This window comes from Nonomuraea sp. NPDC050680 (assembly GCF_040654555.1).
GTDB lineage: Bacteria > Actinomycetota > Actinomycetes > Streptosporangiales > Streptosporangiaceae > Nonomuraea.
The window spans coordinates 262,941-277,445 of record NZ_JBFAIF010000002.1; the positions used below are offsets into that span (position 1 = coordinate 262,941).

A 14,505-nucleotide genomic window follows, 5' to 3' on the forward strand; every position below is an offset into this window, starting at 1 on the left:
CCATTGGAACCCGCAGGTAGCCTTGGCCGTGTGGCGGTGCCTCTGACCAGCCACGCAGCACCATTCCCCCTCAGATCACGGGCCGGTGCGGCTGCCATCACGTTGAGTTCGCAGCGTTCAAAGTGTCTCCTCAGCCGCCCCAACTGATAGGAGACTTGTGTTCAAGGCAATCAGCAGGCGATCAGTGGCGCTGGCCGCCCTCATGGCTCTAGGGCTCGCACTGATCACCACCGCCACGGCCGCTGCGGGCGTGAACCACGCCGCCATCATCGGAGGTAGGGACGCGACGGAGCCCTACGCGTTCATGGCTTCCTTCCGGCTGAGCGAAGTGCCCAACCACCACTGCGGCGGTGCCCTCATCGCCGCCGACTGGGTCGTCACCGCCGCCCACTGCAAGGGACTGATGAAACCCGGCAAGACGCGGGTACGCATCGGCTCCCTCGACCGGGACAAGGGCGGAGTCGTCGCCATCGTGAAGCGGGTCGTCACCCATCCCGACTGGAGCGGCCGCGACTCCAGCGGGGAGCGCAAGGGCGACCTCGAGCTGATCCAGCTGGACCGGCGGGTAGACCTCGCGCCCATCCGCATCGCCGACAGCTCCGGCCGAGTGGGCGACCCGAGCCGAGTCATCGGCTGGGGCATGACCTGCGAGAGCATGGCGAGATGCGAGAACGGTTCCCAGAAGCTGCAGGAACTCGACACCGTACGCGTACCCGACAACCGCTGCGTCGGGCTCAACAGCGGCACCGAGCTGTGCACCAGCGACAGCGCCGGGCGCGCGGCCAGCGCCTGCCACGGTGACTCCGGCGGCCCGCAGATTCGCAAGATCGCCGGCCGATGGGAGCTGATCGGAGCCACCTCGCGCGACGGTGACGACGTGGACGAGCGGATGGGCGGCGGCGCCGGCTGCTCCACCAACCCCGACGGCGGGCCGGGGGTCGGCATCTGGACGGACGTGACCCACTACCGCTCGTGGATCACTCGCACCATCGCGGCGTGACCGACTTCCGCTCCTGAACCACGCGCACTATCGGGCAACACGCCCCCGCGAAGAAGCTGGGCAGCGCCGCCTGACCACGCCCAGCTTTCGGATGTTGAGCCAGGTCACTCGCACGCCACATGGATCCCCCTCTTTGGGGGCGGTCTCCCCCGAGCGGGGGAGTCTGGGTGGATCGCGTGGCTGGCAGAGTCGTCGCCCATGAGGATGATGGGTTACGCGGCCATGGGCTGGACCGGGCTTTATGTGGTGTCAAAGGTGTTCTTCGCCTTGGAGGGGCGGCTGGGGGTCACGGGCGGCCCGCACGTCGCCCCCGAGAGCTACCAGGGCTACGGGCCGGGCGAGGTGGCGTCGGCTCAGTGGGCCAACGCCGGGAGCGGGGTGCTGATCATCGTGCTCCTGCTGGCCGCCCAGGCACGTTTCGACAGTCGCTGGCCGCGCGTGGTGCTACTCGTCCTGCTGTGGCTGTGCACTGCGATGGCAGCGGTGGGGGCGGTCGGCATGCTGGGCGGCGCGCTGCTCACCGACCGTGGCGGTGCGGCCTTCGGCGGCTATTGCACGATCTGGGCCGCGCTCCTCTTCCTGGCCACGCGCGACCTCCAGCGCCGCCCTCTCCGGGTCGCGGCATGAAGCGTGAGCACGGCCAGTTCAGGGCTGTCAGGGCCTCTGGCCGCATGTGTCGGTCGATCGTTCGATCGGGCGGCGCTGTAAGACGGATATAAAGATCGGGCCCGGTAGATGTCCCTCGATGTGCGTGCCCGAAATCAGCCTCGGCGCGGCTGCTTCGCCAGAAGCGTACGTGCCTGATCGGAGCGGTGTTCGAGATCCGCCAGCCGTTTCAGGTGCGCGCGGGTGGCACGTCACGATCCGGCTTTCGTTCCGCTGTTCCTCGCAGGCCAGACCGGCGTCGGCGTCGCCCCTCTCCTGAGAGGCGTGGGGTTACGCGGGGAGGGTTACCTGGTGGTGGCGTTCAGGACGTGCGCGCGCGAGGCCCGCACCTCGTTGCGCAAGGCGGGCAGGTTGACGCCGAGGACGTGGCCGTTCCACTTGCGGGGTTCACCGTTGATGAGGACGGCGCTGATGTTGCGGGCGTCGGAGCCCAGGACCACAGTGCCGACAGGGTCGTTGAGCGGCATGTTGTTGAGGGCTTCCGCCTGGATGATCTGGAGGTCGGCCTTCTTGCCAGGGATGAGCGAACCGGTTATGCCCTGCAGTCCGTTGGTGCGGGCGCCCTGACGGGTCGCGAAGTCCAGTACGTCGTGAGTGGTGATCCGGGAGAGCGGCCGGCCGGTGCCGTAGGAGGCGTTGACGGCACGCATCCGCTGGATGGCGTGCAGGGCTCGCATCTGGGTGAACATGTCGCTGGCCAGGGCGACTTCGACGTCGATGCTCAGGCCGGGGCGGATGCCGACCGACAGCGCCTCGTCTACTGCGGGAATCGCGGTCTCCAGGCCGATCTGCGCGTCGGAGGTGGGGGCCAGGGCCACAGTGGCGCCCGTTGCCGCCATGGTCTTCCACGCCTCGCTGGTCAGGCCGGTGGCGTGGATGAGGGTGACGCCGGGGTTGAGGATGCCCTGCTTGGCCCAGCGCAGTACGGCCTCCGATGAGGGCGTGCCGAAGACCGCGTCGACGCTTACGCCGATGCCGAGGTCCTGGGCCACGCGGGCGAGGTCGGGACCGTAGGCGAGAGCAGGCCCGGCGATCTCGTCCGTGGCCAGAGCCGCCACGCGCAGGGTGAGCAACTGGTCACCACTGCTGAAGTACTGGTTCTTGAGCCGCCTCAAGTCGCCCGGCCACTGGCGGTCCCAGTCGCCGAAGTGCGGGCCCATCGAGGCGTGCACGCCGCGGATGCCGGTGTCGAGGAGGGCCTGGATGGCGGCGTCGGAGTGCTCGGCTGAGCGGGAGTTGTGGGAGAAGTCGAGCATGCAGGTGATGCCGCCGTCGATTGCGGTCAGCGCCGCGAGCTTGGTGCCGATGTACATGTCCTCAGGCCGGTACGCAGGGGCGTAGCCGGCCAAGGTGGCCATGACGTAACCGGCGAGGTCGTCGACGTCGGGCATGATCCGTCGCAGCTGGGCCTCCCAGGCGTGCCGGTGGGTGTCTATGAAGCCTGGCGCGAGAATCGTGCCGGTGGATTCGACCACGACGGCGTCGTCCGCGCTCAGCGCGGGTCCGACCGCGGCGATCGTGTCGCCCTCGACGAGCAGGTCGCCGCGGTCCAGGACACCTAGAGCCGGGTCCATGGTCACGATCGTCGCACCGGTGAACAGGATGCGCCGCTGAGGGTCCGCAGAGCGGCGCTGGAGCTGCTCGAGTACAGCAGCACTGGTGGTGTCGTCGGCATTCATGAGGGATCCTCTTCTTCGTCGGGAGGTAGGGGCTGTGCTGAGCCGCACGGCTTCTCTACTCCCGGTAGAGCACGAGGTGCTCGTGGTAGAGCACGCCGTCGCGGATGTCGCCGGTCGCGGTGAACCCGGTGTCGTCGACATAGTCGATGTGGCTGCCGGTTACCGTGTAACGGCCCGTGTACGCGCTGCGCCGGTTACCGCGGGCCTCGTCGTACCGGCCGTCCGAGCGCAACTCCTGGCGGATGTAACCGTCCGCGGTCACCCACATGCCCACCACATCGGCAGCGTCCTCGGTGGCCTTTGCCATGGTGGCCTCCTTCCATCGTCGGTGCGGATCTGTCCCGCACCGAGTCTGCGCAGGTCGGTGACCATCAACCAGGACGCGTGCTGCCTGGGTGAGACACACCCAGGCAGCACGCCGCCCCGCGGCATAGCCTGAAGGCATGCCTGACAACCAGCTGGGAGAGTTCCTTCGCGCGCGCCGGGCGGGCCTGCTCCCGCAGGACGTCGGTATGGCCGGCTACGGCCTACGCAGAGTCACCGGGCTACGCCGTGAGGAGGTCGCCGTCCTGGCCGGTGTCAACGGCGACTACTACACCCGCCTCGAACAGGGCCGCGAACGCCATCCCTCATCCCAGGTCCTCGACGCGCTCAGCCGCGCCCTGCGACTCGACACCGACGCTCGCGCACACCTGTACCGGCTGGCCGGGACATCGCCGAGTGACCAGTTCACCCACACCACCGACCGTGTCAGCCCTGCTCTGCGCCAGCTGATGGACGGCTATCCGGGCGCCCCTGCCTTCGTCGTCAACCTGACCTTGGACATCCTGGCGGTCAACGCCCTCGCCGCCGCCCTGTACTCACCCTTCGAGCAGGCGGACAACCTGGCCCGCATGACCTTCTGCGACCCGGCAGGCCGGCAGTTCTACGCCCAGTGGAGCTGGACGGCCCAAGCCATCGTGGCCAACCTGCGCCAGGCGGCCGGCTTCGACCCTGACAACCCGCAGTTGCGCGAACTCGTCCGTACTCTCAGCGAGCACAGCGCAGACTTCGCCCGCCTGTGGAACACCCACACCGTCCGCGGCAAGACCCAGGACGCCAAGCACTTCCTCCACCCGGATGTCGGCCCCCTGACCCTCACGTACCAGGCCTTCGACGTACGCGACAGCCCCGGCCAGCAGCTCGTGATCTACCAGGCCGAACCCGGCAGTCCCAGCGCCCAGGCCCTCAACCTGCTCGGCTCCATCCACGCCACCTGGAAGCAGGCCGAACCTCATCCCAGCCAGTAGCGCTGCTACTTGGCACTTCAGTTGACCACTGCACACTCTCGAAGGTCTGACCAACGCTGCCGGGTTGGAAAGAGATCACTGAATGTGATGCCATGAGGTCATGGAAGCCGTGCTGGCAGGAGTCGTCGCCGTAGTAGGAACCCTCCTGGGGTCCATCGTCACGCACTGGTTACAACGCCGCACGACAGATCAAATGGAGATACGGTCCCGAGACTCCAACCTCCGACAAGAGCGGATCGAGGCATATGGCGCCTTTGCCGCCGCTGCGACTACTTACCGACAGGCACGGATCACGCGTTGGTACCGGCATAAGGATGACCATGAAGGGCCGACCTATCGCGAAGCTCGCGCCGAAAGCGACCGCGCTCAAGGAACAGCCCTGCATGCCCTGTTCCGTGCCCAGATCATCGCCGGCGACAACGACGTGACAGCCTGCGCTCAGAGCGCACTGGAGACGATCGATGAAATGCGGCCCAGGCTGCCACGACCGGAGTTCGACGCAAAGGTCAAGCAGAGCGACCACCTGCTTGCCCAATTCGTGGCCCATGCGTCGCGGGACGTAGTCGGCCTGGTGAAGCCGCATGCCCTGCGATCATTGCCTAAGCTTGACGCCCAGCCGAGCTACGAGAGCTGACCGCGCCTATCGTGCGTCCCCGAACATCACGTCGTTGTCGTGAGCCAGGTCGGGCTGGACCGCTGTCAGGAGACGGTCCAGCTGTGCGATCGCGTACGACCCGCTACTGGACCCGCTCGAAGGGTGCCGGGGCCTTGCCGGTCCAGCGGTGGAGCTGGGCGAGGCCGGTCTGCTTGGTCACGCCGTCCTCCACGACCGTGCCCTGCTGGGCGACGTAGTAGCGGCCGTCGTCCAGTGAGGCCAGGCCGTACTGGCCGCCGAACTCCCAGCCCCAGATGCCCGTCGCCTGGTCATGGAGACCCCGCTCGACCAAGGAGAGCGTCTTGCCGCGCTCGGGCTGTGGCTGGCCTTCGATGGGCTTGATCACGGCGGGCTCGGAGCCGTCGATCATGAAGAAGGAGTAGTTCGGGAACTGCGGCTTGATGCCCTTGTAGGCGGCCATGAACCAGTTGCCGGTGTGGCCGTCGTACTCCAGGTTCTGCACGCCGTAGGTGGTGTTGCCGGTGCGGACGAAGTACTTGCCGTCCGAGCGGGCGGGTCCCGAGGTGTGCGGGTCGGTCTGGGTGAGGGGGCGTTCGTACTGGCGCCACTGCTTGATGTCGTACTGCAGGATGACCTGGTAGTCGTTGTCCTGGCGGTCGGCGTTGGCGTAGATGCCGTACGCGACGGTCAGCTTGTCGCCGCCGCCGCGCTTGCCGAACGCGGGGCCGAAGGCGACGCCGTCGATGCCGCTGCAGCCGTAGCGGTGGTCCGGGGTCTTGGCCGTGTCGCCGTCGAAGACGCCGTCGCCGTTCATGTCGGCGCTGTAGTCGTCCACCACGTCCTTGAGGTAGACGGCCGTGACCACATTGGACGTCTCGGCGTTCATGTCGAGGCTGGTGATGCGGTCCACGTCGAAGATGGCGATGTAGAACGACTTGGCGGCCTTGTACTCCAGAGAGCCGTAGACACGGCCGTCACGGCTGTTGAAGTCCAGGTCGCCCAGGTGGCCGGTGAAGCCGGTGACGGAGCCGACCGGCTTGCCGGCGAGGTCGGTCTTGACCAGGAGGTTGGTGAAGGAGAAGTACATGAACCCCTTCTTCTGGTCGATCGCGATCCCCTGGACGTGGCCCGACGGCCAGGCTCCGCCGTTCACCTCCGCCGGCAGTCGCGACGGCCGGTCGGCCGCCTGGGCTGGGAGGGCGAACAGGACCGACGCTGTCAACGTCGCGAACAGTATGTGAGCGACCCGCATGTTCTTCCGCGTACCTTTCGGTGGATCAGTGCTGACCGACACCATAAAGGGACACGCAGGAACTTTACTGACTATTGTTTGACTCTCTTGTGGCCTCTTGTTGAACGCCGGAGGCCGGAGCCGCGCACTTCACCCCGCGCGATGGGAGCCGGCGGGTGATGATGTAGCGGCTGACATGGTCGATGACGCACGGATTGGCCATTGCCGCGAAGAGGTTGTGGCCGGGACCGTCGAAGTTGATGGTCCGGCTGCCGGGGACCTGGTCCACCACCCGTTTCGTGGCCGCGAAGTCCAGCCAGGTGCCCGCTCCCAGGACCGGCGGCAGCTTCTTGGGCAGCGGCTTCGGCGGGTTGGCGACCGGGGCCGGCCAGCCGGCGCAGGTGATCGGCGCGTGCCACGCCAGCGGGAACGCGGCGCCGGTGTTGGGAGCGATCGTGCGCAGCCGCTTGACCGTGCTCGCCACCTGCGCCTGGGTGGCGGGTCTCGGGAAGTCGAGACATTCCTTGACGCCGCCGCCCTGCAATCCGGGGTACGGATAGCGGCTCGAAGTGGCGAACCCGGAGGCGTCACCGCCCTCGGCGGCCTTGATGGCCGCCGCGACCTCGTCCCACTGGTCGAGACCCCTCTTGACCTTCTGGAACATGAGCGCCTGCAACTGCGTCCCGTCATAGCGGGCGTTCACCTGGGGAGCCGGGATCGGCTCCTTGTCCGCCTTGGCGACCAGCGCCCGCCAGCGGCGCTCCATGCCGGGTTCCGCCCAGTCGAGGAAGCGCTTCATGAAACGCTCGTTATCGCGGGCGATGGCGTCGAGCTCCCGCTCCCAGTCGCGGGCGCTGTGGTTGCCGGTGCCGTCGACGTACATCGTGCGTACCCTGCTCGGGAACAGCCTGGCGTACGCCTGCGCGATCGTGCCTCCATAGGAGGTGCCGATGAAGTTCATCCGCTTCTCGCCGAGCGCCACCCGGATGGCTTCGGCGTCGCGGGCGTCGCTGGCGCTGTCCATGTGGTCGAAGAGCTCGGGGTCGGTGTCCCGGCACTTGGTGGCCCTGGCGCGGTTCTCCACGACGAGGCGCTCGAATTCGGCCTGGTCATCGGGGAACGGCGGGGTGCGCAGCACGCTCCAGTCACACTGGAGCACCGGGGTGCTGAGCCCGGGATAGCCGCGCGGATCCCAGGTGACGATGTCCATCGACTTGCGGAGCTTGGCGAAGATCTCCGGCCGGGAGCGCATCATCGCGATCTGGTCGCCCTGCGGACCGCCGAAGTTGATCAGTACCGACCCCCGCTTGGTGCCGGTGGCGGGCAGGCGGGCCACCTTCAGGGTGATCTTCCTGTCGCTCTGCTTCGACAAGGAGACGGAAAGGTCCGCGCACACCATCTCGGACGTCCCCGCTACCGGACACGGCTGCCACTGGAGGGTCTGCGGAGCCTGGGCCGGAAGGGACGGAGCCACGACGGCCAGCGCCAGGAGAGTTTGGATCATGCCCCCACGCTAGGATCGCACCCCTCGTACGGTCTGTCGGCGAAAGTTGTCGATCGTGTAAGCGAAGGTTGGCGAGTTGAGGCCTCAGTAGAGTGACGCGTATGTCGAGGTTTGCTGTCGTGGCTGCTGTGGTGATCGCCGACGCGACGCTGCTGTGGCTGGACGGGACGGCCGGCTGGGGGCTCGCCGCGTACGCCGTGGTGACGGCGCTGGTCATGGTGCTGAGCGTACGGATGCCGTTCGTGGCGTTCGTGGTGGCGGTCCCGATGGCGGTGGTGTCCGGCGCGTCGCTGGCCTTGCTGGTTTGTACGAGCTACCAGGCCGGACGCCGCATGCTGACCCGCCGGGACGCGGTCCTGACGATCGGTGCGACCGTCGCCTACGTGGGACTGCTGCTCATGATCGCGCACCGTGCCACGATGCCGCCCGAGCCGTGGCTCGTCCTGGCGCGGGCCGTGGTGCTGGTGGTCCTGCCCGTGCTGGCCGGCCGCTACCTGACCCGGCAGGACGAGCACCAGCGCCGCGAGCGGGAGCTCATCGCCGAGCGGGAACGCCTGCGCGAGCGGCTGCGCATCGCGCGGGACATGCACGACTCACTGGGACAGGCGCTCAGCCTGGTGTCGGTGCAGGCGGCGGCGCTGGAGGTGGCCGCGCTGCCGGCGCGCCAGCGGCAGGGGGTACGCGACCTCGCGCGCGCCGCGCGGGCGGCCATGGACGAGTTGCACGTGGCGGTGGGCCGCCTGCGTGGCGACGACTCGCCCGGGCCGGAGGGAGATGATTCGCCGGGACTGGAGGGGATTGAGATGTTGGTCGCGGAGTTCAGGCGGGCCGGTGTCGCCGTGCGGCTCGAACGCTCCGGCCGGGCCGCCCCGCTCGGCGGCGCGGGCGCGGGCCACGCCGCCTACCGGGTGGTCCAGGAGGGCCTGACCAACGCCGCCAAGCACGCCCCCGGCTCGCCGGTCACCGTCTCGCTCGACTGGCAGCCCGACGCCCTGCTGCTCGGCGTCGACAGCCCGGCTCGGGGCAGCGCGCCGACGATCTCCACAGGTGGCACCGGGCTCACCGGGCTGGCGGAACGCGTCAGCTCGGCGGGCGGACTGCTGCGCGTCCACGACGAGCCGCACACGTTCCGGCTGGTCGCGATGCTCCCCGTCGCGCTGGAGGCCGTCGCGTGATCAAAGTACTGATCGCCGACGACGAACCGCTCATCACCACGGGTATCCGGACCGTCCTGGAATCGGCCGGTGACATCGAGGTGGTGGCCGGCGCGCGGAACGGGCGCGAGGCCGTGGAACTCGCTCGCCGCCACCGCGTCGACGTGGCCCTGCTCGACATCACCATGCCGGTGCTGGACGGACTGGCCGCCGCCGCGCAACTGGACGGACCGCGCGTGGTGATGCTCACCGCGTTCGGCGACGTCGAGAACATACGGCTGGCGCTTCAGCGGGGCGTTTCCGGATTCCTCCTGAAGAACTGCGCGCCGGACGAGCTGATCCGTGCGGTGCGCGCCGTCCACGCGGGGGAGGCGTACCTGTCCCCGGCGGTGACCAGGCAGGTGATCGACATGGTCTCGCCCGGCGCGGACGAACGCAGGCGCGAAGCCGTCCGGCGGCTGGCCGTCCTTTCCGCTCGCGAGTCGGACATCCTCGCCCTGGTGGCCGAGGGGTTGTCCAACGCCGAGGTCGGCAGGCGGGTTCACATGAGCGAGGCGACGGTCAAGACCTACGTGAGCCGCGTGTTCGCCAAGCTGAAGTGCGCGAACCGCGTACAGGCGGCCCTGCTGGTCCGCGACGCGACGCCGCCTTCATAGCCGAGCCTCGGCCGCCGCCGTCATAGCCTCGGCCGGCGCCGTCATCGCCGCGCGGATGCCGCGCTGGAGCAGCGCGGGCAGGCACAGTACGGTGCCCAGCGCGCCGATCCACACCGCGGCGGCGAGCCCGCCCAAAGCGGTCGCCCCGGCGGCGAGCAGACTGCCCAGCGCGATGGCGCCCCAGATGAGGAATCGCTGCACCGAACCGACCCGGCCCAGTAGGGGCGCCGGGGTGAGGACCTGGCGCATCGTGATCGACGTGGGGCCGAAGGCGCCCTCGCCGACGCAGTGCACGATGCTGCCCGCGACCAGCCCTATCGCGCCGGGTGTCCCGCCCAGGGAGCCGAGCGCGGGCATGGCGACGATGCCCAGGACGGACACCGACGCGGCCAGGACGAGGGTGCGCGGCGAGCCGAGACGGCGGATCAGCCGGGTCGACAGCAGGTTCCCGATCGGGTAGCCCGCCGCGGCGGCGCCGATCACCACGCCGATCCAGCCGGGGGACAGGCCGAGGACGTTGCGGCAGTACAGCACCAGGCTCGTCTCGACCATGGACAAAAACAGGACATAAGCCGTGCCGCATGCCAGGACGGGCCGGAGCATCGGGTGCCGGAGCGCGAACCGCAGCCCCTCGGCGATGTCGCGCCGCATCCAGCCGGGCTCACGTCCGGCGCCTTGGGCGGTGGTGCCCGATTCAGGTGCGGTCCCCGGCGTAGCGATGTCCAGCGCGGCGGTGCCCCTCTCGCGATGGCGGATCAGCGCCAGCGAGGCGAGTGACGCCGCGAAGCTGACCATGTTGGCCGCGATCGCGCCGACCAGGCCGAGCACCGCGATGACCGGCCCGGCCGCCATCGGGCCCAGCGCCTTGGCGGCCGACTCCGACAGGGCCAGCCGCGTGTTGCCGCGATGCAGCGCCTCCGCCTCGTCGTACAGGCTGGGCAGGTAGGAGGTGTACGCGACCTGGAAGAACACCACCGCGCACCCGCTCACCAGGATCAGCGCGAACAGCAGCGGAAACGTGAGCCCGCCCAGGGCGGCCAGCACCCAGATCGCGCCGAACGCCAGCACCTGCACGCCGTCGCAGACCAGCATGACGGTACGGCGGGGCAGCCGGTCCACGATGGCCCCGGCCGGCAGGCCGAGCGGGAGGAAGGGGACGAACAGCGCGAACGGCAGCAACGCGGCCTGCGCCGGGGAAGCGCCCAGGACGGTCACGGCCAGCAGCGGCAGCGCCAGCGTCATGAACTGGTCGCCGAACAGCGACAACGACTGCCCGGCCCAGAGCAGCCCGAAGTCACGCTCCGCCGTCCGGCGCGTCATTGGTTCGGCCGGAGAGCGAGGCGATTCATAGCTGGACCGCTTCGTCATGCGGACCGCCAGAACTCGCACAGCAGGCCCAGCACGGTCTCAGGCTCTTCGACATGGCCGAAGGAGCCGCTGCGCGCCAGCATCTCGAAGCGCGCCCGCGGGGCGAACCGCAGGAAGTCGAGCTGCAAAGCCGGATACAACGCCCGGTCGTACCGCCCGGCCAGCACCATCAGCGGGACGGCGAGTTCCTTGAGCCGAGGCCGGAAGTCCGGAATCGTCGCCACCTGCCCACCGATCACGAAATCGACGTCGTCACCGCAGAAGAGCGGATAAAGCTCCTCGTTGCGGGCGCCCGGCTCGGTGGCCAGGAGGGCGGCGTTGGCGGGATCGTAGAACCTGATCAGCGGTGCCGCCGCGGCGAACTCCGCGCGCATGGGCGCGGACGTGGAACGCAGGCCGGAGCGCCGCAGCATCTGGATGCGCTCCCAGGTCTCCGGGAGCTGGGCGGCCAGTTCGCGGTTGATGTTGGCGTGGTTGAGCTGCCACATCTCCGGGCTGTGCAGGGAGTTGGCCAGGGTGAGGGTCGTGACGAGGCTAGGGTGGTCCAGGGCGATGGCCTGGGCGATCAGGCCGCCGTAGGAGAAGCCGTACAGGTGCGCGGGGCCGATTTCGCCGAGCAGGGCCGTGACGTCGGCCACGTCGCTCGCGAAGGTGATCTCGCCCAGGTCGGCCGGGCGGTCGGATCGGCCGCGGCCGTGGAGGTCGACGTAGATCACCCGATGGTCCGCGGCCAGCGCGTCGAAGTGCGGGTGGAAGACCACGTGCGAGCCGGCCGGGCCGAGCCCGGCCAGCAGGACGACCGGGGGGCCCGCGCCGTCCTGCTCCGCCCAGAGGCGGTGGCCGCGGATCTGGTGGTGGCGGCCGTTCGGGTGTTGGAACATGCCGCGAATTGTGCCGACCGCCGCCGGTCGGGCGACGGCGGCGATCGGACCTATATATGCCTCTAAATGGGGATACGGGGGATCAGCGGCGGTGCGAGTGCCGGTGGATCATCTTGACGACCATGGCCCCGATGAACACGAAGAACAGCACCTTCGCGATGCCGAACCCCCCGAACACGAACCCCACCATCAGCAACACGAACAAGATCGGCAGGAACGGCCCCGGCCCATGGTGCCCGCGTCCCCAACCATGGCGCATGCCGCGCCGCTCGTGACGCATCGACTGCATCTGGTGCCGGTGCGCCTTCATCGCCGCCCGAAAGGCGTCCTTGTCGAACGCCTGGGGGGGCAGGCCATGCGGCTCGCGGTAGTCGTACTGCCGCCGCTGACCGGGCAGGTCAGCGGTGATCTGCGCCAGGTCGCGCGCGGTGCGCGCGCCGAGCGTCCGGTCGAGGCGCTGGTCCAGCTCCTCGCGGTCGAGGCGGCCCTGCGCGAAGTGCTCGCGCAGGTCGGCCATCGTCTGCTCGCGCTCGGCGTCGCCGATGCGGAGATCGTTGGGGTCCATGGCTGGTTCCTCGCTCTCCCCGTACCGGCCTTCCAGGGTGGCGCCGGTCATGCGTTACTCCTCGCCCGGGTCGCCGTCGGCCAGAATCTGGTAGAGCTTGCGCCGGGTCTCTACAAGAGTCTTACGCGCTTCGCGGATTTGTGCGTCGCTCCCGGTCTGCAAAACCTGCATCATCGCGAATGCCGACTGGCGCGCGATGTCCCACAGGTCCGCGGTGTTGTCGTCGATGTCGGGGCGCATCTCGTCCCACGGGGCGCGGATCTCGTCGGCGTGCGCCTCGATGTAGGCGAGTCCGGTCTCGGTGAGGCGGAAGGTCTTGCGGCCCTCGTTCTCCTCGGCGACGACCAGTCCCTCGTCGGTGAGCTGCTGGAGGGCCGGGTAGACGGCGCCGGGGCTGGGCTTCCAGCCGCCTTCGCTGCGCTCGGCGATCTCCTGGATGATCTGGTAGCCGTTGCGCGGCTCCTCGGACAGGAGCGCCAGGATCGCGGCGCGTACGTCGCCCCGCTTGGCCTTCCGGCCACCCCGGCCTCCCCAGCCGCCCCGGTGCCCGAACGGGCCCGGCCCGCCGGGGCCCCATCCCCAGGGCCCTCGCCCGAACTCGGGCGGGAAGCCGCGCCGGCCGCGTTGCCGCTCCTCGTGCGGGCCGCCGCCGCGGTGGTGGTGATGGTGGTGCCCGCCCTGTTCCCACGCCTCGGCCACGGCCTTGAGCGCTTCACGGGCGGCACGCTTGAACTCGCGGGGCTCGGGCCACGGTCTGCCTGCTGCTTGTGCGGAAGTCATGTCAAACTCTCCTTCTTGTGAATGTTCTCGATGCTTCAAAGATATATCGCCAATATGTCGTTCGCAAGCGGGAGGGCAGAGTGAGACAGATCACGAAAAAGTTGCGGATTACGGGAACAGGAGACGGGAGGGGGTCGTTGTTCAGAGCAGACGAGGTCGTTCCGCGTCGGCAGGGCTGGGGGGTGCTGTCGCCGCGGAGACGACCTCGTCTGCGTTTCCGGACATCTCCGCGGTGAGCTTTGGTGAGCTCCGATGGCCTGCGTTGAGCAAAGTCCGTAGCGCTGAGGTGAGGGTGATGGCGCGCCAGGCGGGTCTCCGCGCGTAAAGAACGGCTTTGCCGTACAGTTTCGATCATGATGGGGCATTCGCATGCGATGACCGGGGCCATCGCCTGGCTAGGACTCGCGCCCGGGCTCGCCGCGCTTCCGATGCTGACCGAGTCGTCCAGGTTCATCGAGACCGGGATCATGGCCAACGCCCTCACCCCGGCCGAGTTCATCGCCGGCGCCATCATCTGCGCCGGCGCGGCCATGCTGCCCGACCTCGACCATCCGAGCGCGACGATCGCGCAGACGTTCGGGCCGGTCACCTGGATGCTGAGCAAGGCCGTCAACTGGCTGAGCGGCGGGCATCGGGGGGCGACGCATTCGCTGGCGTTCGCGGTGGTGCTCGGGTTGGCGACGCACTGGCTGGCCAACACCTATCCGATCGGCCGCGACATCATGGTCGTGCTGCTCATCGGGCTGGCGCTGCGTGCGATCGGCGTCGGCATCCCGGGCAACAAGCTCGGCTCGGCGATGGTCAACGTCGGCCTGACCGCCGGCCTCTACGCCGTCTTCCTGTCGCAGGGGGTCGGCTACGCGTGGCTGGGCATGGCCGTGGCGATCGGCTGCCTCGTGCACGTCGTCGGCGACTGCATGACCGAGCGGGGCTGTCCGGTGCTGTGGCCGGTGTCGGTCCGGTTCGTGCTGCCGTGGAAGATCGGGATCAAGACCGGGAAGACGTTCGAGCAGAAGATCCTGGCTCCCGTGCTGTCCATCGCCATCATCGGCCTGCTGTTCTGGCGGCTGGCGCCAGTTTAACTTGATGTCGAGATACTTTTCGAGATATCTTGAC

At 68.8% G+C, this 14,505-nt stretch carries 15 protein-coding genes; 7 read left to right on the forward strand and 8 right to left on the reverse strand.

From position 1 onward, the window contains the following. Nucleotides 1-157 precede the first annotated feature (157 nt). Complete coding sequence (locus AB0H88_RS07740; protein WP_357642497.1) at nt 158-1,000, forward strand: serine protease; 843 nt, start codon at nt 158-160, stop codon at nt 998-1,000. A 198-nt stretch (nt 1,001-1,198) separates the two neighbouring features. Then, the gene (locus AB0H88_RS07745) at nt 1,199-1,627 is read left to right on the forward strand and encodes a hypothetical protein (RefSeq protein ID WP_357642498.1); all 429 of its coding nucleotides are present in this window, start codon (nt 1,199-1,201) and stop codon (nt 1,625-1,627) included. Between the two features lie 323 nt (nt 1,628-1,950). Here the strand turns inward: AB0H88_RS07745 and AB0H88_RS07750 are convergent, their stop codons facing one another. Both AB0H88_RS07750 and AB0H88_RS07755 read right to left on the reverse strand, forming a co-directional pair. After that, complete coding sequence (locus AB0H88_RS07750; RefSeq protein ID WP_357642499.1) at nt 1,951-3,345, reverse strand: amidohydrolase family protein; 1,395 nt, start codon at nt 3,343-3,345, stop codon at nt 1,951-1,953. A gap of 55 nt (nt 3,346-3,400) precedes the next feature. Continuing rightward, on the reverse strand, nt 3,401-3,652 hold the full coding sequence (locus AB0H88_RS07755; RefSeq protein ID WP_357642500.1) for an Atu4866 domain-containing protein: 252 nt from the start codon (nt 3,650-3,652) through the stop codon (nt 3,401-3,403). A 136-nt stretch (nt 3,653-3,788) separates the two neighbouring features. On the opposite strand from AB0H88_RS07755, the gene AB0H88_RS07760 reads away from it, so the two are divergent. Then, nucleotides 3,789-4,634, forward strand: coding sequence for a helix-turn-helix transcriptional regulator (locus AB0H88_RS07760; RefSeq protein ID WP_357642501.1), 846 nt, complete (start codon nt 3,789-3,791; stop codon nt 4,632-4,634). Nucleotides 4,635-4,734: 100 nt separating this feature from the next. After that, nucleotides 4,735-5,268, forward strand: a complete 534-nt coding sequence (locus AB0H88_RS07765; RefSeq protein WP_357642502.1) for a hypothetical protein — start codon at nt 4,735-4,737, stop codon at nt 5,266-5,268. Nucleotides 5,269-5,371: 103 nt separating this feature from the next. Here the strand turns inward: AB0H88_RS07765 and AB0H88_RS07770 are convergent, their stop codons facing one another. Both AB0H88_RS07770 and AB0H88_RS07775 read right to left on the reverse strand, forming a co-directional pair. Next, nucleotides 5,372-6,472, reverse strand: a complete 1,101-nt coding sequence (locus AB0H88_RS07770; protein ID WP_357642503.1) for a hypothetical protein — start codon at nt 6,470-6,472, stop codon at nt 5,372-5,374. 94 nt (nt 6,473-6,566) lie between these two features. After that, nucleotides 6,567-7,985 carry an alpha/beta fold hydrolase gene (locus AB0H88_RS07775; RefSeq protein ID WP_357642504.1) on the reverse strand — a complete coding sequence of 473 codons (1,419 nt, stop codon included), beginning with the start codon at nt 7,983-7,985 and terminating at the stop codon, nt 6,567-6,569. A gap of 101 nt (nt 7,986-8,086) precedes the next feature. Here AB0H88_RS07775 and AB0H88_RS07780 point away from each other — a divergent pair, with 101 nt between their 5' ends. Both AB0H88_RS07780 and AB0H88_RS07785 read left to right on the forward strand, forming a co-directional pair. Continuing rightward, a complete protein-coding gene (locus AB0H88_RS07780; protein ID WP_357642505.1) occupies nt 8,087-9,160 on the forward strand; it encodes a histidine kinase in 1,074 nt (357 codons plus the stop codon). Then, the gene (locus AB0H88_RS07785; RefSeq protein WP_357642506.1) at nt 9,157-9,795 is read left to right on the forward strand and encodes a response regulator transcription factor; all 639 of its coding nucleotides are present in this window, start codon (nt 9,157-9,159) and stop codon (nt 9,793-9,795) included. Before AB0H88_RS07780 ends, AB0H88_RS07785 begins: the two co-directional genes overlap by 4 nt. Here AB0H88_RS07785 and AB0H88_RS07790 read toward each other — a convergent pair. The 4 genes from AB0H88_RS07790 to AB0H88_RS07805 all read right to left on the reverse strand — a co-directional run bounded on the left by AB0H88_RS07790 (nt 9,790) and on the right by AB0H88_RS07805 (nt 13,389). Next, nucleotides 9,790-11,115, reverse strand: coding sequence for an MFS transporter (locus AB0H88_RS07790; protein WP_357642507.1), 1,326 nt, complete (start codon nt 11,113-11,115; stop codon nt 9,790-9,792). The genes AB0H88_RS07785 and AB0H88_RS07790 overlap by 6 nt on opposite strands. Before the next feature lie 44 nt (nt 11,116-11,159). Beyond that, nucleotides 11,160-12,044, reverse strand: a complete 885-nt coding sequence (locus tag AB0H88_RS07795) for an alpha/beta hydrolase (RefSeq protein ID WP_357642508.1) — start codon at nt 12,042-12,044, stop codon at nt 11,160-11,162. An 82-nt stretch (nt 12,045-12,126) separates the two neighbouring features. Further along, nucleotides 12,127-12,660, reverse strand: coding sequence for a DUF1707 domain-containing protein (locus AB0H88_RS07800; protein WP_357642509.1), 534 nt, complete (start codon nt 12,658-12,660; stop codon nt 12,127-12,129). A gap of 3 nt (nt 12,661-12,663) precedes the next feature. After that, nucleotides 12,664-13,389: a PadR family transcriptional regulator gene (locus AB0H88_RS07805; protein ID WP_357642510.1), complete on the reverse strand. Its 726-nt coding sequence runs from the start codon at nt 13,387-13,389 to the stop codon at nt 12,664-12,666. Between the two features lie 353 nt (nt 13,390-13,742). On the opposite strand from AB0H88_RS07805, the gene AB0H88_RS07810 reads away from it, so the two are divergent. After that, nucleotides 13,743-14,471, forward strand: coding sequence for a metal-dependent hydrolase (locus AB0H88_RS07810; RefSeq protein WP_357642511.1), 729 nt, complete (start codon nt 13,743-13,745; stop codon nt 14,469-14,471). Nucleotides 14,472-14,505 lie beyond the last annotated feature (34 nt).